Origin of the sequence: Kribbella caucasensis, from assembly GCF_004361855.1 — a bacterium.
In the GTDB taxonomy this organism is placed as follows: Bacteria; Actinomycetota; Actinomycetes; order Propionibacteriales; family Kribbellaceae; genus Kribbella; species Kribbella caucasensis.
The window spans coordinates 1-17,691 of the sequence record NZ_SNWQ01000025.1; the positions used below are offsets into that span (position 1 = coordinate 1).

General features: G+C 67.1%; 16 protein-coding genes. 10 read left to right on the forward strand and 6 right to left on the reverse strand.

Features of this window, described 5'->3' with window-relative positions; genetic code table 11:
* Positions 1 to 573 precede the first annotated feature (573 nt).
* Positions 574 to 951, reverse strand: a complete 378-nt coding sequence (locus EV643_RS35865) for a winged helix-turn-helix transcriptional regulator (protein WP_166665708.1) — start codon at positions 949 to 951, stop codon at positions 574 to 576.
* Between the two features lie 97 nt (positions 952 to 1,048).
* Here EV643_RS35865 and EV643_RS35870 point away from each other — a divergent pair, with 97 nt between their 5' ends.
* Entirely contained in the window at positions 1,049 to 1,468 is a 420-nt protein-coding gene (locus EV643_RS35870) for a VOC family protein (RefSeq protein ID WP_133804665.1), read from the forward strand.
* 360 nt (positions 1,469 to 1,828) lie between these two features.
* Here EV643_RS35870 and uidA read toward each other — a convergent pair whose 3' ends face one another.
* From uidA to EV643_RS35890, 4 genes are all read right to left on the reverse strand, one after another.
* Positions 1,829 to 3,619 carry a beta-glucuronidase gene (uidA, locus tag EV643_RS35875; protein WP_133804666.1) on the reverse strand — a complete coding sequence of 597 codons (1,791 nt, stop codon included), beginning with the start codon at positions 3,617 to 3,619 and terminating at the stop codon, positions 1,829 to 1,831.
* Between the two features lie 86 nt (positions 3,620 to 3,705).
* Positions 3,706 to 4,578 carry a carbohydrate ABC transporter permease gene (locus EV643_RS35880; protein ID WP_133804667.1) on the reverse strand — a complete coding sequence of 291 codons (873 nt, stop codon included), beginning with the start codon at positions 4,576 to 4,578 and terminating at the stop codon, positions 3,706 to 3,708.
* A gap of 1 nt (position 4,579) precedes the next feature.
* Positions 4,580 to 5,473: a carbohydrate ABC transporter permease gene (locus EV643_RS35885; protein ID WP_202869908.1), complete on the reverse strand. Its 894-nt coding sequence runs from the start codon at positions 5,471 to 5,473 to the stop codon at positions 4,580 to 4,582.
* Positions 5,474 to 5,532: 59 nt separating this feature from the next.
* A complete protein-coding gene (locus EV643_RS35890) occupies positions 5,533 to 6,819 on the reverse strand; it encodes a sugar ABC transporter substrate-binding protein (protein ID WP_133804669.1) in 1,287 nt (428 codons plus the stop codon).
* Between the two features lie 159 nt (positions 6,820 to 6,978).
* Between EV643_RS35890 and EV643_RS35895 the strand changes: the two genes are divergently transcribed.
* Entirely contained in the window at positions 6,979 to 7,605 is a 627-nt protein-coding gene (locus EV643_RS35895; protein WP_133804670.1) for a TetR/AcrR family transcriptional regulator, read from the forward strand.
* A 234-nt stretch (positions 7,606 to 7,839) separates the two neighbouring features.
* On the opposite strand, the gene EV643_RS35900 is transcribed toward EV643_RS35895, so the two are convergent.
* Positions 7,840 to 8,085 (reverse strand): hypothetical protein, encoded by a 246-nt coding sequence (locus tag EV643_RS35900; RefSeq protein ID WP_133804671.1) that lies wholly within the window; start codon positions 8,083 to 8,085, stop codon positions 7,840 to 7,842.
* 954 nt (positions 8,086 to 9,039) lie between these two features.
* On the opposite strand from EV643_RS35900, the gene EV643_RS35905 reads away from it, so the two are divergent.
* The 8 genes from EV643_RS35905 (at position 9,040) to boxC (ending at position 17,691) form a co-directional block, all read left to right on the forward strand.
* Positions 9,040 to 10,611, forward strand: a complete 1,572-nt coding sequence (locus EV643_RS35905) for a benzoate-CoA ligase family protein (protein ID WP_133804672.1) — start codon at positions 9,040 to 9,042, stop codon at positions 10,609 to 10,611.
* A gap of 11 nt (positions 10,612 to 10,622) precedes the next feature.
* Positions 10,623 to 10,952 (forward strand): ferredoxin, encoded by a 330-nt coding sequence (gene fdxA / locus EV643_RS35910; RefSeq protein ID WP_133804673.1) that lies wholly within the window; start codon positions 10,623 to 10,625, stop codon positions 10,950 to 10,952.
* 8 nt (positions 10,953 to 10,960) lie between these two features.
* Entirely contained in the window at positions 10,961 to 11,818 is an 858-nt protein-coding gene (locus EV643_RS35915) for an amidohydrolase family protein (RefSeq protein WP_133804674.1), read from the forward strand.
* 3 nt (positions 11,819 to 11,821) lie between these two features.
* Entirely contained in the window at positions 11,822 to 12,346 is a 525-nt protein-coding gene (locus EV643_RS35920; RefSeq protein ID WP_133804675.1) for a gamma carbonic anhydrase family protein, read from the forward strand.
* Positions 12,347 to 12,357: 11 nt separating this feature from the next.
* Positions 12,358 to 12,798 carry a DUF6158 family protein gene (locus EV643_RS45130; protein WP_202869909.1) on the forward strand — a complete coding sequence of 147 codons (441 nt, stop codon included), beginning with the start codon at positions 12,358 to 12,360 and terminating at the stop codon, positions 12,796 to 12,798.
* Positions 12,799 to 12,900: 102 nt separating this feature from the next.
* Positions 12,901 to 14,451, forward strand: a complete 1,551-nt coding sequence (gene paaZ / locus EV643_RS35930) for a phenylacetic acid degradation bifunctional protein PaaZ (RefSeq protein WP_133804676.1) — start codon at positions 12,901 to 12,903, stop codon at positions 14,449 to 14,451.
* A gap of 79 nt (positions 14,452 to 14,530) precedes the next feature.
* Positions 14,531 to 16,009: a benzoyl-CoA 2,3-epoxidase subunit BoxB gene (boxB, locus tag EV643_RS35935; protein ID WP_133804677.1), complete on the forward strand. Its 1,479-nt coding sequence runs from the start codon at positions 14,531 to 14,533 to the stop codon at positions 16,007 to 16,009.
* On the forward strand, positions 16,009 to 17,691 hold the full coding sequence (gene boxC / locus EV643_RS35940) for a 2,3-epoxybenzoyl-CoA dihydrolase (protein WP_133804678.1): 1,683 nt from the start codon (positions 16,009 to 16,011) through the stop codon (positions 17,689 to 17,691). The genes boxB and boxC overlap by 1 nt, the downstream gene beginning before the upstream one ends.

The following is a 17,691-nucleotide window of genomic DNA, read 5'->3' on the forward strand; positions in this document are numbered from 1 at the left end:
GCCGCCAAACACGGCAAGCACTTCTTCGACACCCTCGTCATGCTCGCCGAGGGCCGACCCTGGCTGCCCACACTTTCAACAACCTGACCAGTTACCTCGAAGAAAAACCTCGATGCCGAGCCCAGCACTCCGCCGATGAATCCCGACACGAGAAGCCAGGCCACGCTGTACTGCTCGAACGAACTCGTTAGCCAATCCATGGTGGAAAAGTGACCGATGAGCAACTCCGCACCCCAGCCGGGTGAAATCGCGACCGGGCATGCCTAACAGCCGGACACTACTCCCGCGTGTAGCCCGGCGACAATGCCGAGGCCATGAGTTGGTTTGCCGCCGCACTCAGCCCGTGTCGGTCTTGGGCACCGCGACCAGGCTGGCAACTTGTTCACCGGTCCAAAAACCACATCCTGTGCCGCCTGCATCGTCCGCGGCTATGCGCGGGTTACCGGAGCATGGTGCGGCCGGCGCGACCGAACCGATAGCCGTGGCCGACCGCCGGGGCGAACGGAGCCGTCGTCCCCCCGGCTGGTGCGGTGGCGTCAGCTCCGCAGTCCCGAGTTGAGATAGCTCGCCACGCTACCCGCCCTCGCGCAGGCCGGCTGCGACTCCGTCTCGATCGGCTCTATAGGCATCGACGAGCTCGGGCGGGGCGATAGCGCCCGCGTCGTGTCGGTCGCTCCAGCTCATCAGTTCCAGCAGTACCGGGATCAGGTCGCGGCCCTTGTCGGTGGGGTGGTAGGTCTGCTTGCCCGAGCGTGGGTCGTCGGTGGTCTTCTCGATGATGCCGCACGATTCGAGCCGGTCGGCCAGGACGTTCGTGGCGATGCGCTCCTCCGATGCGAGAAACTCGCGGGAGTGCCGCTTGCCCACGAGCAGCAGATCGCGCATCACCAGCAGGGTCCACCTGTCGCCGAGGACGTCGAGCGCCGAACTGATCGGGCAGGTCGAGCCCATGAGTCGCTGCGTGGCGCGGTTACTCGGCGCTCGCGCACGGTCGGTGACGCGTGGGAGGACAATTGACACCAGCTGAAGCGACCGGTAGGAGGAACCAGTGAATCCCGACGACTTCCCCGCTCCCAAAGAGGGGTTCGTGCTCACCCATTTCCTGGTGGTGTCCGACCAGGAACGTTCCCGCGAGTTCTATCGCTCGCTCTTCGACGCGCAGGTGCTGGTCGAGCGTGATCCGGTCATCATGAAGGTCGCCAACAGTTGGCTGATCCTGAACGCAGGTGGCGGCCCGACGGACGACAAGCCCACCGTCACGCTTGAGACTCCGGCCGACCCCGACCGTACGAGCGCCTTCCTCAACGTCCGGGTGGCCGACATCGAGCAGATCTACGCGGACTGGACGGCGAAGGGGGCCGAGTTCCTCACCGAGCCCAAGGACCACGGGCGCGAGATCCGGGCGTACGTGCGCGATCCGGACGGTCACCTGATCGAGGTCGGCCAGACAACGGGTCTGCTCGCCTGAGCCGCCCCGGAGAGTCCCGAGGCTTCGTTCGGTGACAGCCTGTTCAGGCGAGGCCGGGAATCGCCGGTCGGTCAGCCGTTGCCCGTTGCCCGCAGCAACAACCTGCTCCGGAGACAACAACAGGCGGCACCACCGGCGGCGCATGCCTGAGTTGAAACGACTGTTCCAGTGTCCGAGGAGGGACACGCACCTTAACCACACGCTTTGAGCTCAACGTCTGAGCGGCCACGAGTTTGCTCAGACGAGCTCCGAATCGGCTGGCTCCGGCTTAGGGGAGCGGCCGTCGACAGCACGGCCTGATGCTTCTGCTCCCGCATGCTCAACTCCCAGCAGATCAGTCGTGGCCGGGCTTGATGGAGTTCACTCGCCTTTGCGCCAGCGGGCGCGCAGCTGGAAGGCCGCGGTCTTGGGCCGGCGGTCGCGGGTGAAAACGCCCTTCTTGTTGCCGTCGACGCGGAAAACGCCCGGCATGGTGGCGAAGTCGGCGAAGCTCCAGACGTGTTCGCCCACCACCGCGTCGACCCGGTCGAAGACACGGTGATACACGTCGAGCAGGTCGGTCTGGTACTCCTCCGTCCATGGGCTGGGCAGGATGCTGCGCAGACCGGGATAGGTGTCGGCACCGTACTCGGTGATGATGATGGGTTTGTCGTGCATCTCTGCCCACTGGCGCAGTTCGGCCTCCAGCGCGGTCTCGGCCGTTTCCAGGTCGCCGGTATCCCAGTACCAGCCGTAGTAGCGGTTGAGCAGGACGACGTCGAACAGCTCGGTGATCACGCACTGGTCCGGCGTCGCAAGCAGTGCGTTGGCGTAGGCCACGGGCCGGGTCGGGTCGAGGCGGCGGGTTTCTGCGGCCAGTGGCGCGAAGTAGTCGCGCGCTTCTGGTTGGACGTCGTCGGGCTCGTTGGCAACGCACCACAGCACGACGCTGGGACGATTCTTGTCGCGGGCGACCAGCTCCTGGATCGCCTGCAGATGGACGCGCTGGGTGTCGTCGCCGACCCTGTCCGGGGAGAATGTCGGCACGCGTTTGCCGGAGTTGAAGACACCTCCTCCGATGTTGAGGTTGAGGCCGACGGCTGGCGTCTCGCCGATGACGACCACGCCGTGCCGGTCGGCGTAGTCGAGAACCTCCTCCGCGTAGGGGTAGTGCGAGGTACGAAAGGAGTTGGCGCCGATCCACTCCAGCAGCGCGAAGTCATGCACCATCAGCACGTCGTCGTGCCCCTTGCCGCGCACCGCCGCGTCCTCGTGCTTGCCGAACCCCCTGAAGTAGAAGGGAGTTCCGTTGATCAGGAACTGCCTGCCGCGTACGTCCACCGTGCGCACGCCGACCGGCTGTTGGTAGCTGTCGATGACCTCCCCGGATGTGTTGAGCAGCGAGGCCTCGAGTTCGTAGAGGTAGCCGTCGCCGGGCGCCCACGGATGTACGTCGGGAACCCGCAGGGTGCCGACCGCGCCGCCGGCGGCGGCCACCTCGGCGCCTGAAGCGTCGCGCAGTACCACGCGGAGTGAGGCCGCCTCCCCGGTGCTGCTCTCCACCCGGTAGTCGATCACGCCGGTGCTGTCGTCGAAGGTCGTAGCCACGGTGATGTCGCTGATATGCGCCGCGGGCGTGGTGTAGAGCCAGACCGGCCGATGCAAGCCCGCGTAGTTGAAGAAGTCGTGGAAGTAGCGCTGCACCCGACGGCCGTCGGGACGTTGCTCGATGGTGCCCGGTGGGATCGTCGACCAGCTCAGCTCGTTGTTGACCACGAGGGTGACACGGTTCTCGGCGTTCGGTCGCAGGTGTGCCGTGACGTCCGCTTCGAAAGGGGTGTAGCCGCCCTCGTGCTCGGCAACCTCGGTGTCATTGACCCAGACGGTCGCGCGGTGGGTCGCGGCGTCGAAGCGCAGGACGATGCGCTGCCCGGCCCACCGAGCCGGTACCCACACGCTCGTCTGATACCAGGCGTCGCCAACGTGGTCCCGAACTGTCGCGTCGGGGTAGATGTCGTTGTAGCTGGCCGGTACTGGGATGTCCACGCCCCTCGTGAGCGGCGAGCGCCACCAGCCTCCGGTGCGGCCGGCTCCCTCGGCGTCCAGCCGGAACCTCCACAAGCCAGCCAGAGAGCGGCGTTCGCGAGTAGGTCCGTCCTGCGGGCGAAGCATCTTCGGTTCTCCATTTCTCCGCGAGGTGGTCACGCGGTGGTCGAGTCGTCGAGCGTCGGGCCGCTCGCTGCGATGGGTGTTCCGCCCTATTTCATGCCGGTGTTGGCGATGCCCTGGATGAACTGTTTCTGGAGGGCCAGAAAGAGCAGCACGATTGGGGTGACGACGGTGACCGCACCGGCGAGCAGCAGACCGTAGTTGGTGCCGTTGGCGCCCACCGAGAAGAGGGCGAGCGCGACCGGCAGCGTGTAATGATCTTCGGTCTGCGCGATCACCAGCGGCCACAGGAAGTTGTTCCACTGGGCGAGGAAGGTCAGGATCGCAAGTGTCGCCAGAGGGGGTCGACAGAGCGGGACGATGACTCTGAGAAAGATGCCAGTCTCACCGGCGCCGTCAAGGCGAGCAGCTTCGACGAGAGAATCCGGAATGTCCTGGATGAACTGGCGCATGAGAAACACACCCAGCGGTGTCACAAGGAAGGGGAGAATCAACCCGAGATAGGAGTTGCTCAGTCCCATGTTGCTGACGAGGACGAAGAGCGGCACGAAGGTGGTGACGCCGGGGATGATCAGCATCGTGAGGACGAGGCCGAACAAGAGCCGTTTTCCGGCGAACTCCAGCTTCGCGAAGGCGTACCCGGCCATGGAGCTGAAGAGCAGGTTCCCCGCGACGCACGTCACGGCGACCAGCGTGCTGTTGAAGAAGTACACGCCGAAGTTCTGCTTCGACAGCAACTGTTCGAAGTTTCCGAGCGTCGGGGAGCGGGGCAGCCAGACGCTCGGATTCGCGACGATTTCCCCGGTCGGCTTGACCGATCCCAGGAACATCCACGCGAACGGGGCAAGGGTCGCGAGCAGGCCCAGCGAGAGGGCGCCGTACAGCAGGATGCGGGCGGGCCGGATGGGACGGGATGCGCTGCGGGCGGACGTGGCCGCGGCGGTGCTCGCGATCGTCGTCATGTCATGCCTTCGCTCGGAAGATACGGAACTGCAGGAGGCTGAGCAGCGCGATCGCAGCCACCAGCACGTACGAGGCGGCGGAGGCCATACCGTAGTTGCCGAAGCCGAATTGCTCGTAGGCGTAGTAACTGATCGATGTAGTGCTGCCCAGCGGGCCACCGCTCGTCATCACGAACGGCTCCTCGAAGAACTGCAGGTAACCGATGCTCAGCAGCACCGCGACCACCAGCGTCGTCGGCCTGAGCAGCGGCAGCGTGATGCTGCGGAAGGCTTGCCAGCGGGTGGCGCCGTCAACGCGAGCCGCCTCGAGCAGATCCGCTGGAATGGACTGCAGACCGGCCAGGAAGATCACCATAGGAATGCCGAAGTGGCGCCAGACCGCCATCAGGATGAGCGCCGGCATGGACCAGTTCGGGTCGTTCAACCAGTCCGGCCCGTGGATCCCGACGACGGCCAGGATCGAGTTGATCATTCCATCCGGCTCGTACAGGTACCTCCACACCACCGCTATCGCCACGACGCTTGTCACGACTGGAGCGAAGTAGGCGACCCGGAAGAGTCCCTTCGCGCGATGGATCCCGGAATTGAGTGCGACGGCGAGGGCCAAGGCGATGCCCATCGTCAGCGGGATTCCCACGGCGACGAAGTACAGCGTGTTGGCGGCCGCGCGTAGGAAAGTCGGATCTCCGAAGAGCGCGGTGTAGTGCGCCAGGCCGACGAAGTTGACACTGAAGGGGGTCCGTATGTCCCGGGCCGTGATGTCCGTGACGCTCATCGACAGCGACGAGATGACCGGCCACACACCGAAGGTGGCGAACAGCGCGATGAAGGGTCCGCAGAAGGCCCACGCGATCAAGGTGCGCCGGGCATGGCCTCCAGCTCGCGGTGGCCTCATTCGCTCCGGTCCAGCGCCCAGGCTCGATGCGGGTTGGGCGGATGCAAGCGAGGTCATTCCTACTCTCCGGTTCCGATCGCAGACGCCCTCTTCTGGATTTCCCGCAGGGCCGCTTCCGGCGACGAGACGCCCTTTGCGACCTTCTCGAACTCGGCATCCAGCACGGCCGTGACCTGCCGCCATGTCGTGGTGTTGGGTCCGGACTGTGCCGTCTTCAGCTGGGTACGGAAGACAGCCAGAGTCGCGTCGGTCGCGAGCTTCCCCTCGTTCCAAGCCGACTGGACGGCGGGCAGGTCTCCGGATAGGGCGTACCAGGTCTTTTGGACCTCAGGAGTGGCCACCCACCGGATGAACTTCCATGCCCCTTCCCGGTTCTTCGCGTCCTTGAACACCGACCACTGGCCGCCGCCGATGTAGCTGGCATTGGACTTCGGTCCCGACGGGAGCGGTGCGATGCCCACCTTGTCGTCGACGAAGGCTGCGCCGCCAGCCGATTTCAGTAGGTTCTCCTCCCAGGGGCCGGAGATGAGCGCGGCAGTAGACCCGGCGACGAACTGCGGCTCGATCTCTCCCAGGCTCACCGGGCCGTTCGGACTGGAGATCTTCGAGGTGATGAACTGCTGATAGAACTCGAGCCCATCGAGCGCCTCAGGCGTGTCGAAGGTGAACTTGGTCCCGTCCGCACTCATGATTTCGGCTCCCGCCTGCCACATGAACGGCACAACGGCCTGCCAAGTCCCGGTGGCGCCGGTAGGCAAGGAAAGACCCCACTTGGCTCCTTGCTTCTGGAGGGCCGTGAGGAACGGGCCGTACTCGTCCCAGGTCTTGGGTGCGGAGACCCCGGCGGCCTGTGCCAGGTCCTTGCGGTAGAACAGGGAGCGGGTTTCGACGTACCAGGGGACGCCGTACTCGGCTCCCTCGAAGGTGGTGCTCTGGACGGCGCCGGGGTAGAACGAGCTGGTGTCGACGAGGTCGGACGGGACCTTGTCCAGCCCGCCCGTGGACGCGAACGCCGCGAGGTCCACCGCACCCACCATGGTGGCGTCAGGCGTGTCTCCCGAGGCGATCGCGGTCTGCACCTTCTTGGCGTAGTCCTGCCAGGGAACAGCTGTCACCTCGACCTTCGCGTCAGGATTTTCCTTGCTGAACTGGGCGGCCAGCTTGGGCAAGAGTTCGCCCTCGGTTCCCATCGCCCACACGGTGATGGTGCCGCTGGCGGGCTTGGTGTCGATGGGCGCGCCCGCCGCGGCCTGCGCCGGCCGGGCGTCGGACCGGCCGCAGCCGGCCAGGAGCAGTGCGACAGCCATACCGCCGACGAGTGTCTTCGCAACGCTTGAGGTGAACATCGAGGTCCCGTTCCTCTCGCCCGGGTCGAAGCGTCGCCGCTTCTTCCGTACGTCGTGTTGTGGGTGAGCAGGACCCTACCGCGAAAACCGAACAGGTGCCATAGTTTCGATCGGATGGATTCACCGGCGACGCGCGCACGGGCACATAGGGTTGGTTCCATGAGCGATGAGACAGCGAGTCGACCAGGCACTCGGCGCGGGCCCTACGCCAAAAGCGCGCACCGCCGGGCCGAGATTGTCGCCTCCGCGACGTCCGTCTTCTCGACGCGCGGTTACCGAGGCGGGTCACTGCGTGAGATCGCTAAGCAGCTCGACCTCAGTCTGACCACTGTCGTTCACCACTTCCCAAGCAAGAGCGCTCTCCTCGTGGCCGTCCTCGAGAGCGCCGATTCCGCGCACACCGACTCGTTCCAAGTGGATAGCCAGAAGGAGGGCGTGGCGTACGCCGTGCTGCAGTACGTGCGCCGGAACGTCGACCGACCCGAAATGCTGAGGCTGCTTGCTCTCATGGCCGCAGAGTCGTCAGCTTCGGACCATCCGGCGCATGAGTGGTTCCGTCACAGGTATGAGCTGACGATCGGCATGCTGGCGATCGCCGTCCGCCGAGACCAGGAGGAGGGTCGTATTTCCAACGCCCGGGACTCGCGGGGCATCGCCGAGTCCCTTGTGGCCCTATGGGACGGACTCCAACTCCAGTGGCTCATCGACCCGCACCGCGACATCGTCGCGACGATGACGGCCGCGCTGAAAGATCTGCTCGGACCCCACGCCCTCCCCGACGCGTAGACGCCGGGCGTCCCAAGGGAAGTAGCCCCAGAACGCCACCCGCGGCGGGGCCGGCCACGGTCTTCGTCGGAACCGCGGGGGATGGACGACGCCTCGGCCGCAGCAGCTGGCGGGGGAATCGGGCCGCCCGAGTAGAAAGCCCAGTGATCCGCAGCTCGCCACCGCGCAGCAAAGCCTGCAACCGCCCGAGCCTCGCAGCTGCTGCAAGTTGGCGGAGTGTCGAAGCACACCGCGTCAGCAGCCGGGGTTCGAGTTGAGGACGGTGTGTCGTACGGCAGGAATGGGCGCGACGCCGCCTTCCGCCAGGGCGTCGAGGACGGTTCCGAGGATCGGGATCGCGTGCTGGGTGACGACGTTCACCTGTGGGACCTTGCAGGGCAGCTCGCGCAGGATGGCTTCGCGGAGGATGTTGTCGGCGGCAACCACGGAGCTGCCGAGCGTGACCGTGAACTGGTCGTCCGATCGTAGGCCGGCTGCCATTCATGATCTCGCCCGAGTGCAGCTTCACGACTGGGGCCACCTATCTCCGCGAACCCGGCGTGATCGGCGGCGGCCCAGCAGAGGTGACGATGCTGGTGGCGGCGTCAGCACGGTGCTCTCGATCGAGTCGTTGCTGTGGATCCCGAGCAGATGAGGTAGCGCGTGCGGCGGTGGGGAGATCCCCATCTGGGCAGACACACTGCACGCGTTCATGGATGAGGTCCCTGGCGGCGGCGCGGGAGGAACATGCCGCGTTCGTCCAGCCCGGCGAGCAGCGTGTCGGCGCGGCCGTCGACCCAGTCACGCCCAGCGCGAGCCGTCGAGGTTCCGGAGCATCTGTCGACACCCCCACGAATGGTGCGCGAGCCGGAAGACATGACCGCTGTCCGTGGCCATGAAATAGTCCTCCGCCGCCTTGGACGAGCCGAGCAGGGGTCATCGAGGCCCGCTCCGAGGCCTTGCACAGTTCCAGGAGTCCGGGATCGCTGTACCGGGTTGAGACCTGCTCGGCGTACGGCGAGATTTGGTGAGAGAGACCACTACCGCCTGGCGACGATGAGACGACGAGAGATGAGGAAAGGGTTCGTATCCCCAGGAACATGAACCCCCACAGTGTCCGAGGAGGGACACGCACCCTGACCACACGCCTGGAGGTCCGAGCGTAACGTGCGTGTCGACGGGCAGTCGGCCTGCTGAGGAGGTGCTGGCCAGTGAGGCGATCATGTGCTGGTTCAGTTGAGGGTGTGGACTGCCAGTACTGGACGCACACCTGTCGAATCGAGGCGAACGTGTCACGCGCTTGCGTTCGAGACAACTGAGGTATGCCTGTTTCTGGGCCCAAACCGGCCTGACATGCTACAAAGTATTGACGGACCGCCAGAACTGCGTAGGGTAATCGGCAACTTGGGTGCCCATGCGGCCCGCTGATGTTCCGCCCTTCGGAGAGGTGGTCCCATGACGGACGAGAAATTCAACGCGGCCACCTACTTGGTTGATCGGCATCAGTCGATCGGCGCCGGTGATCGGGTCGCCGTGCGTGGTTCGCGGGCGTTGACCTACCGCGAGCTCGGTGAGCTGACCGGTCGGGTGGCCGCGGCGTACCGTCGTCTGGGCCTGCGCCGTGACGATCGGGTGATGTTCCTGATGGCCGACGATGTGGAGCTGCTGGCCGGGATCCTCGGCGCGTTCCGGGCGGGCCTGGTCGCGGTCCCGGTGTCGACGATGCTCACCGGCGCAGAACTTGGGAGGCTGCTGGCCGACTCCGGGGCGCGGATGCTGGTCGCCGGCCACGAGTTTGATGGGGCGGCAGCGGCGGCGATCGCGGCCGCACCGGACGTGGAGCACGCCGTACTGTGCGGTCCGGGCGAGCTGCCGACTCCGTCGGGCGTCAGCTCCCGTTCCTGGGACGAGCTGATTGCCCTCGGCAACGATGCGCCGGCGGAGCTGCGCATCGCGGCACCGACGACGGACGACTCCTGGGCCCTGTGGTTGTACACCTCGGGCACGACAGGCCACCCCAAGGCGGCGATGCACCGGCACGCGAACATCCGCCACGTCTACGAGACCTACGGCGCTCAGGTACTGGGCATCGGACCGGACGACCGGTGTCTGTCGGTGGCGAAGCTCTTCTTCGCCTACGGAATCGGCAACTCGGCGTTCTTCCCGCTGGCGGCCGGTGCGACCACCCTGCTCGAGCCACGCAGGCCAACAGCGGCCGTGATCGCAGAGCGGCTGCTTGCCGATCGGCCGACGCTGTTCTTCGGCGTGCCGACCTTCTTCGCCGCGCTACTCGCCAGCGAATTGCCGGACGACGCGTTCTCCTCGGTTCGTCTGGCGACCTCGGCTGGTGAGCCGTTGCCGGCCGCCCTGCAAGCGCGGTTCACCGCGCGGTTCGGGGTCGAGATCATCGACGGCCTCGGCTCGACCGAGGCGCTGCACATCTTCCTGTCCAACCGGCCGAACGACATCCGGCCGGGCACTACCGGGCGGCCGGTTCCGGGGTACGACGTGGAGTTGCGCGACGCGGCCGGAGTCGTCGTACCGGTGGGTGTGCCCGGTTCGCTTTATGTGCGTGGCGCTTCGATGGCGCTGGGGTACTGGCGTCGTACCGAGGCATCCCGGGACGCGTTCCAAGGTGAGTGGCTGAGCAGCGGGGACACGTACGTCGAGACCGCCGACGGCTACTACACGTGCCTGGGGCGCAGCAACGACATGCTCAAGGCGGGCGGTATCTGGGTCTCGCCCGCCGAAGTCGAGGCGCGGCTGCTGGAACATCCGGCTGTGGCGCAGGTGGCCGTCATCGGCGTGCCCGACGAGAACGGTCTCGACAAGCCGGTCGCGGTCGTGGTGGCCGCCGAACCAGTGACAGAGGACGCCCTGGTCGGGTGGTGCCGCGAAGGCCTCGCGGCGTTCAAGCGCCCCCGCCGGGTGCTCTTCGTCGACGAGTTGCCGAAGACGGCGACCGGCAAGATCCAGCGCTTCAAGGTGCGCGACCTGGTGGCGACCGAGTCCGGCGTACGGGCCTGAGGAGGAGTTGCATGCCGTACGTGATCGCGAGTCCGTGCATCGACGTTATGGACAAGTCCTGCACGGAGGAGTGCCCGGTCGACTGCATCTACGAGGGGGAGCGCAAGCTCTACATCAACCCCAAGGAGTGCATCGACTGTGGTGCCTGCGAGCCGGTCTGTCCGGTCGAGGCGATCAGCCAGGACCGCCGGGTGCCGGCGGACGACCACGCGTTCGTCGAGGACAACCGGAGTTTCTTCGTCGCCGTCCTGCCCGGCCGCGACGAGCCACTGGGCGCGCCGGGCGGTTCGAACAAGGTCGGCCCGGTCGGGATCGACACTCCGTTGGTCGCGGACCGGTAGGACGCGTCGTGCTCGACGGCAATGTACTGGTGGATGCACACGTGCACGTCCCGGTGCTCGGGACGCTGCGCCCGGCCTGGCTCGACTGGGCGCGAGACTTCGGACCGGCGGGACAGCTGGAGACGCTGTGGGACATCGCCGGCCGACCGCGGCCCGAGCGGCTTGATGCCGTCTTCGAGGAGCAGGGTGTCGACGTCGCACTGCTCTTCTGCGAGTACAGCCCGAAGGCGACCGGCCTGCAGATCTTCGACGACCTGCTTCCGCTCGTCGAGCACAATCCGCGCCGGTTCCGGCCGGTGGCGAACGTGAACCCGCATCTGCACTTCCCGATCGCCGACGAACTGGAGCGGCAGCTCGACCACGGTGCGGCCGCACTCAAGTTGCATCCGGTGCACGGTGGGTTCCGCTGCGACGATCGCGCGCTCTATCCGGTGTACGACGTACTGGCCGGGCGCGGTGTACCGCTGGTCGTGCACTGTGGCACCAGCTCCTTCCCGGGGTCGATGAACGAGCTCGCCGATCCACAGCTGCTCCTCTCGGTGCTCCGCGACTTCCCCACCCTTGACGTGGTTCTCGCGCATGGTGGCCGGGGCTGGTGGTACGACGCGGCCGCCTTCCTCGCGCTGTCGAACGAGCGGGTGTGGATCGAGCTGTCCGGGCTGCCGCCGAAACGCCTCCCGGAGTACTACGCCCGGTTCGATCTGGCCAGGCTGGCCCGGAAGTGGATCTTCGGCACCGACTGGCCGGGTGTGCCCGGGACCGCGCAGAACGCCCGCGCGGTTGCCGGGTTGGGGCTTCCCGACGAGGTCGTAGCGGCGGTCCTCGGTGGCAACGCGCTGTCCGTCTACGCTGGAATCGAGGTCTGAACCGTGCCTGTCTACGCCCTCGGAGATCTCACCCCCGAGATCCATCCGGAGGCCTACGTCCACCCTGACGCGGTGGTGATCGGGGCGGTCACGATCGGCTCCGAGGCCTCGATCTGGCCGGGCGCCGTACTCCGGGCCGACTTCGGCCGGATCGCGATCGGGGCGCGCACCTCGATCCAGGACGGCACAGTGCTGCACACCACGGAGGAGTGGCCGACGCTGATTGGTGCCGACTGCGTCGTCGGCCACAACGCCCACCTTGAAGGCTGTACGGTCGAGGTCCGTTGTCTCATCGGGTCGGGATCTGTGGTCCTCAACCGGGTGCTGGTACGGGCCGGCAGCGTGGTCGGCGCCGGCGCACTCATCCCCGAAGACACCGAGATACCGGCCGGCAGCATGGCGCTCGGCGTACCGGCCCGGCTCCGTCCACTTGATCCGGGGCAGCAGAAGAAGTGGATCGACTTCGCCGTGCGCGAGTACCGCGACAACGCCCGGCGCTACCGCCGCGAGCTCAGGCTCATGGACTGAGGAGCACGCCAATGACCACACCCGATCACCTCGGCAGGCCGGCGGCCGAACTGACCGACGCGGAGCTGGAGCAGCAGGGTACGAACGCCCACGCCACCCGCAACTGGGTCTTCCTCCACGGAACGGCCGAGCAGTTCGCCACCCACACGGCACGGATGCTCGAGCTCGAGCAGGAGTATCTCCGGCGGTACCCCAAACGCACCTGGCAGGGATCCGGCGCCGCAGACGGGAGTCCGTCGTACGACGATCCCGCGGCTGAGTTGCTCCGTCGCCTGGCGGCCGCTCCGGGCGGTCGCCTGCACAAGCTGGAGGTGCACCAGCTGGCCCGCGAGGTCGGATTGGACCGCGCGACGCTCGCGAAGCTGTACACCGCCGACCCGCCGCTGCTGACCACCGAGCAGCAGGATCGCGTCGTCACCGACGCCGGCCAGGAGTGGCTCGCCACGCACTGAGCCGTGGCGCTGATAGTCGACGGAGATCTACCAAATCACTGAAGTTGTGTAGACCATTGGTTAGCGCCGGAGGCTCGCGTAGCCCTGGATCGAGGAGTGTCGATGGTGCTGGAGAGCTTTGTCGAAGGCCGGTGGAAAGCTGGTGTGGGGGACGGGCAGGTGGTTCGCGATGCCGTCACCGGTGACGAGGTCGTCCGGGTCAGCAGCGACGGGCTCGACCTCGAGGGCGTGGCCCGGTATGCCCGCCAGGTCGGTGGGCCGACGCTGCGGGCGATGAACTTCGGGCAGCGTGCGGCCGTGCTGAAGCAGGTCGCGGCAGCACTCGATGCGCGCAAGGACGAGCTGTATCTGCTGTCGGCGCGAGCCGGCTCGACTCGCCGCGATGCCACCGTCGACGTCGATGGCGGTATCGGTACGACCTCCGTCTACGCGAGCCTCGGCCGCAAGGGGCTGCCTGTCGGCTCGGTCGTGGTGGAGGATTCGCAGGAGCCCTTGGGTAAAGGCGGAACTTTCGCGGCGCAGCATGTGCTGACCTCGCCGCATGGGCTCGCGCTGCAGATCAACGCGTTCAACTTCCCCGTCTGGGGCATGCTCGAGAAGTTGGCCCCTGCGCTGCTGGCTGGTGTCCCGACAGTGGTGAAGCCGGCCACCCAGACGGCGTACATCACGGCGCACGCAGTGCGGATCCTCGATGAGGCCGAGGTGCTTCCCGAGGGCGCGCTCCAGTTGATCAACGGATCACTCGGTGACTTCCTCGACCTGCTCGGCGGGCAGGATCATGTCGGTTTCACCGGCTCGGCGAGCACCGCGGAGTTGCTGCGCGGCGATCCGGCGGTGACGGCCAGATCGGTCCGGTTCAACGCCGAAGCGGATTCGCTGAACTGCTCGGTGCTCGGCCCGGACGCCGTACCGGGAACGCCTGAGTTCGACCTGTTCGTCACCGAGCTGGTCCGGGAGATGACGGTTAAGGCGGGGCAGAAGTGCACCGCGATCCGGCGGGCCTTCGTGCCGGCCGCGGGCCGGTCCGACGTCGCCGAGGCGTTGGTGGATCGCCTGTCGAAGATAGTCGTCGGCGCACCGGGCGTCGAAGGCGTGACGATGGGAGCGCTCGTCAGCACCGGCCAGCGAGACGACGTCCGCCGGGCTGTGGATTCGCTCGCGGCCGCCGGGCGGATCGTGTCCGGCGACCCGCGCCGGGTCGAGGTGGTCGGGGCAGACGCCGAGGTCGGTGCGTTCATGGCGCCGGTGCTGCTCGAGGTGATCGATTCCGCGCGGCCGGAACCGCACGAGATCGAGGCGTTCGGCCCGGTGAGCACGTTGCTTCCGTACGACGACACCGCCGGACTGCTCGACCAGATCGCGCGGGGCGAAGGCTCGCTGGCCGGCTCGGTCGTGACTCACGATCGTGGGTTCGCGCGAGACGTCGTACTCGGCGCTGCGCCGTACCACGGACGTTTGCTGGTGCTGGACCGCGACGACGCGGGGGAGTCGACCGGGCATGGGACACCCATGCCGCAACTGGTCCATGGCGGTCCTGGCCGGGCCGGCGGTGGCGAGGAGGAGGGCGGCCTGCGGGCGGTCTACGGCCATCTCCAGCGGACCGCGGTGCAGGCCGGCCCGGACCTGCTGGGTGAGTTGTTCGGCGACAAATAGTCGACAGCAACTTGGCAAGATCGCCAAGGAAGTGTAGAACGTAGAGAGTTCAGAACTCACCCATCCGAGGAGACCCGCGATGTCCATCGACCCTCGTACCGGGCCCGCGCCCGCTCCGACCGGACCGCTGAGCACGATCGACTACAGCGAGCGCATCCCGAACAACGTCAACCTCGCCGAGGACCGGCGCCTGCAGCGCGCGCTGGAGGGCTGGCAGCCGAAGTTCCTCGACTGGTGGAAGACGCTCGGCCCGGCGCTGCCCACGAAGGACGTCTACCTGCGGACCGCGATCGCGGTCGGCCGGGACGGTTGGGCGCATTTCGACCACGTGCCGATGGAGGAGTACCGCTGGGGCATCTTCCTGGCCGAGCGCGACCCGGACCGGGTGGTCAACTTCGGCAAGCACAAGGGCGCGCCGGCCTGGCAGGAGGTGCCTGGTGAGCATCGTGCGGACCTGCTGCGGCTGATCGTGATTCAGGGCGACACCGAGCCGGCGTCGGTCGAGCAGCAGCGCATCCTGGGCGAGACGGCGCCGAGCATCTACGACCTGCGCAATCTGTTCCAGGTCAACGTGGAGGAGGGGCGCCACCTCTGGGCGATGGTCTACCTGTTGCACGCGTACTTCGGGCGGGAGGGGCGCGAGGAGGCCGAGCAGTTGCTGAAGCGAAACTCCGGCGATGTGGACGCGCCCCGGATCCTCGGAGCGTTCAACGAGGAGACCACGGACTGGCTGCAGTTCTTCATGTTCACGTACTTCACCGACAGGGACGGCAAGTACCAGCTCGGCACCTTGAAGGAGTCAGCGTTCGACCCGCTGGCGCGGACCTGCGAGTTCATGCTGAAGGAGGAGGCGCACCACATGTTCGTCGGCACGACGGGCGTGCAGCGGACGGTGGAGCGCACGGCCGAGCTGATGAAGGAGCACGGCACCGCCGACATCCTGCCGTACGGCGGGATCCCGCTGGCGGTGATCCAGAAGTACCTCAACTTCCAGTACTCGGTGTCGCTCGACCTGTTCGGCTCCGAGCAGTCGACCAACGCCGGCAACTACTACACCTCGGGCGTCAAGGGTCGCTGGCAGGAGACCCGGCGCAAGGACGACCACGTCCTGCTCGACGACACCCGCGAGATGCGCCTCGTCGAGGACGGCCGGATCGTGACGAAGACCGTGCCGATGCTGAGCGCGCTCAACCTGGACCTGCGCGACGAGTACGTCGCCGACTGCGCCAACGGCGTACGGCGCTGGAACCAGGCGCTGGAGGACGCCGGTCTCGACGAGCGGCTGACCCTGCCGCACGAAGGCTTCAACCGCAAGGTGGGGGTGTACGCCGGCCATCACGTCAGCCCGGACGGTGAGGTGCTCGACGAGGCGGCCTGGCAGGCCAGCGAAGGTGAGTGGCTGCCGACCGCGGAGGACCGCCAGGCGGTCGCCGCGTTGATGGTGCCGGAGTACGAGTACGGCAAGTTCGCCGGCTGGATCGCGCCACCGCAGACCGGTATCAACGACCAGCCGGTCGAGTTCGACTACGTCCACCTCGCCGAGGAGGGCCTGGTCTGATGACGTTGACCACCACCGAAGGGGCCGCCGTCGACTTCGACGCGGCGCCCGACCGTTACAAGCACTGGCGGCTGGACCTCGACGGCGAGATCGCCACCGTCAACCTGCTGGTCGACGAGGCGGGCGGCCTGGTGCCCGGCTACCAGCTGAAGATGAACTCCTACGACCTCGGCGTCGACATCGAGCTCTACGACATAGTGCAGCGGTTGCGGTTCGAGCACCCCGAGGTCCGGTCCGTCGTGATGACCGGCGGCCTGGAGCGGATGTTCTGCGCGGGTGCCAACATCCGGATGCTGGCCCAGTCCTCGCACGCGTGGAAGGTGAACTTCTGCAAGTTCACCAACGAGACCCGCAACGGGATCGAGGACGCCACCCAGAACTCCGGCCAGACGTGGATCGCCGCGCTGAACGGCACCGCCGCCGGCGGTGGTTACGAGCTGGCCCTGGCGTGTGACCAGATCGTGCTGGTCGATGACGGCTCGTCGACCGTATCGCTGCCCGAGGTCCCGCTGCTCGGCGTACTGCCGGGTACCGGCGGACTGACCCGGGTGGTGGACAAGCGGCATGTGCGCAAGGACCGGGCCGACCTGTTCGCCACCAAGTCGGAGGGGTATCGCGGTGCGACCGCGGTCGAGTGGGGACTGATCGACGAGACCGTCCCGCGAGCCCGCTTCGACGAGGTGGTCCGCGGCCGAGCCCAGGCGGCTGCGGCGAACTCTCGGCGGCCACGGCAGGCGACCGGCGTCGTGCTGACGCCGCTCGCACGAACCGAGGACCGCGACTCGATCAGCTACTCGCATGTGACGGCGCGGATCGACCGCGATGCCCGGCGGGTCGACATCACTGTGCAGGCGCCCGCCGAGCGGCCGCCGGCTGATGCCGCGGCCGTGCTGGCGCTGGGCGTCGACTACTGGCCGCTCGCTGTGACTCGTCAACTGGACGACCTGATCCTGCGCCTGCGGACCAACGAGCACCTGATCGGTACGTGGGTCCTGCGCACCGCCGGCGACAGCGGAACAGTCCTCGCGTACGACGAGCAGCTCGCCGAACTGGCCGACGACTGGTTCGTCAACGAGGTGCGGCATTACTTCAAGCGGACCCTCAAGCGTCTCGACGTGAGCAGCCGGAGCCTGATCGCCGTGATCGAGCCGGGCAGCTGCTTCGCCGGGCTGCTGCTCGAGCTGGCGTTGGCGGCCGACCGGCAGTACATGCTCGCAGGCGTGTACGAGGATGTCGACCCGGACGCCGAGCCGGCGACGATCGTTGTTGCCGCGAGCAACGATGGGGCGTACCCGATGGGAAACGGCCTGTCCCGGCTGGAGTCTCGTTTCTGGGGACACGGCGACGGGCTGGCCGCCGTACGGGCCGAGCTCGGCAAGCCGCTCGATGCCGAGGCGGCGGATCGGTTCGGCCTGGTGACGGTGGCACTGGACGACATCGACTTCGCCGACGAACTGCGGATCGTGCTGGAGGAGCGGGCGTCGTTGTCGCCGGACGCGCTGACCGGGATGGAGGCCAACCACCGGTTCGTCGGACCGGAGACGATCGAGACCAAGATCTTCGGCCGGCTGACCGCCTGGCAGAACTGGATCTTCATCCGGCCCAACGCATCCGGGCCCGACGGCGCCTTGCGACGCTTCGGCACCGGGCAGCGTGGTGACTACGACCTCAACCGGGTGTGA

Excerpts from the sequence above, each read along its gene's own strand:
- boxB (WP_133804677.1), top strand. The coding sequence starts at position 14,531 with ATGTCCATCGACCCTCGTACCGGGCCCGCGCCCGCTCCGACCGGACCG.
- uidA (WP_133804666.1), bottom strand. The coding sequence starts at position 3,619 with ATGCTTCGCCCGCAGGACGGACCTACTCGCGAACGCCGCTCTCTGGCT.
- boxC (WP_133804678.1), top strand. The coding sequence starts at position 16,009 with ATGACGTTGACCACCACCGAAGGGGCCGCCGTCGACTTCGACGCGGCG.
- EV643_RS35885 (WP_202869908.1), bottom strand. The coding sequence starts at position 5,473 with ATGAGGCCACCGCGAGCTGGAGGCCATGCCCGGCGCACCTTGATCGCG.
- EV643_RS35865 (WP_166665708.1), bottom strand. The coding sequence starts at position 951 with ATGGGCTCGACCTGCCCGATCAGTTCGGCGCTCGACGTCCTCGGCGAC.
- fdxA (WP_133804673.1), top strand. The coding sequence starts at position 10,623 with ATGCCGTACGTGATCGCGAGTCCGTGCATCGACGTTATGGACAAGTCC.
- EV643_RS45130 (WP_202869909.1), top strand. The coding sequence starts at position 12,358 with ATGACCACACCCGATCACCTCGGCAGGCCGGCGGCCGAACTGACCGAC.
- EV643_RS35905 (WP_133804672.1), top strand. The coding sequence starts at position 9,040 with ATGACGGACGAGAAATTCAACGCGGCCACCTACTTGGTTGATCGGCAT.
- EV643_RS35895 (WP_133804670.1), top strand. The coding sequence starts at position 6,979 with ATGAGCGATGAGACAGCGAGTCGACCAGGCACTCGGCGCGGGCCCTAC.
- EV643_RS35900 (WP_133804671.1), bottom strand. The coding sequence starts at position 8,085 with ATGGCAGCCGGCCTACGATCGGACGACCAGTTCACGGTCACGCTCGGC.
- EV643_RS35880 (WP_133804667.1), bottom strand. The coding sequence starts at position 4,578 with ATGACGACGATCGCGAGCACCGCCGCGGCCACGTCCGCCCGCAGCGCA.
- paaZ (WP_133804676.1), top strand. The coding sequence starts at position 12,901 with ATGGTGCTGGAGAGCTTTGTCGAAGGCCGGTGGAAAGCTGGTGTGGGG.
- EV643_RS35890 (WP_133804669.1), bottom strand. The coding sequence starts at position 6,819 with ATGTTCACCTCAAGCGTTGCGAAGACACTCGTCGGCGGTATGGCTGTC.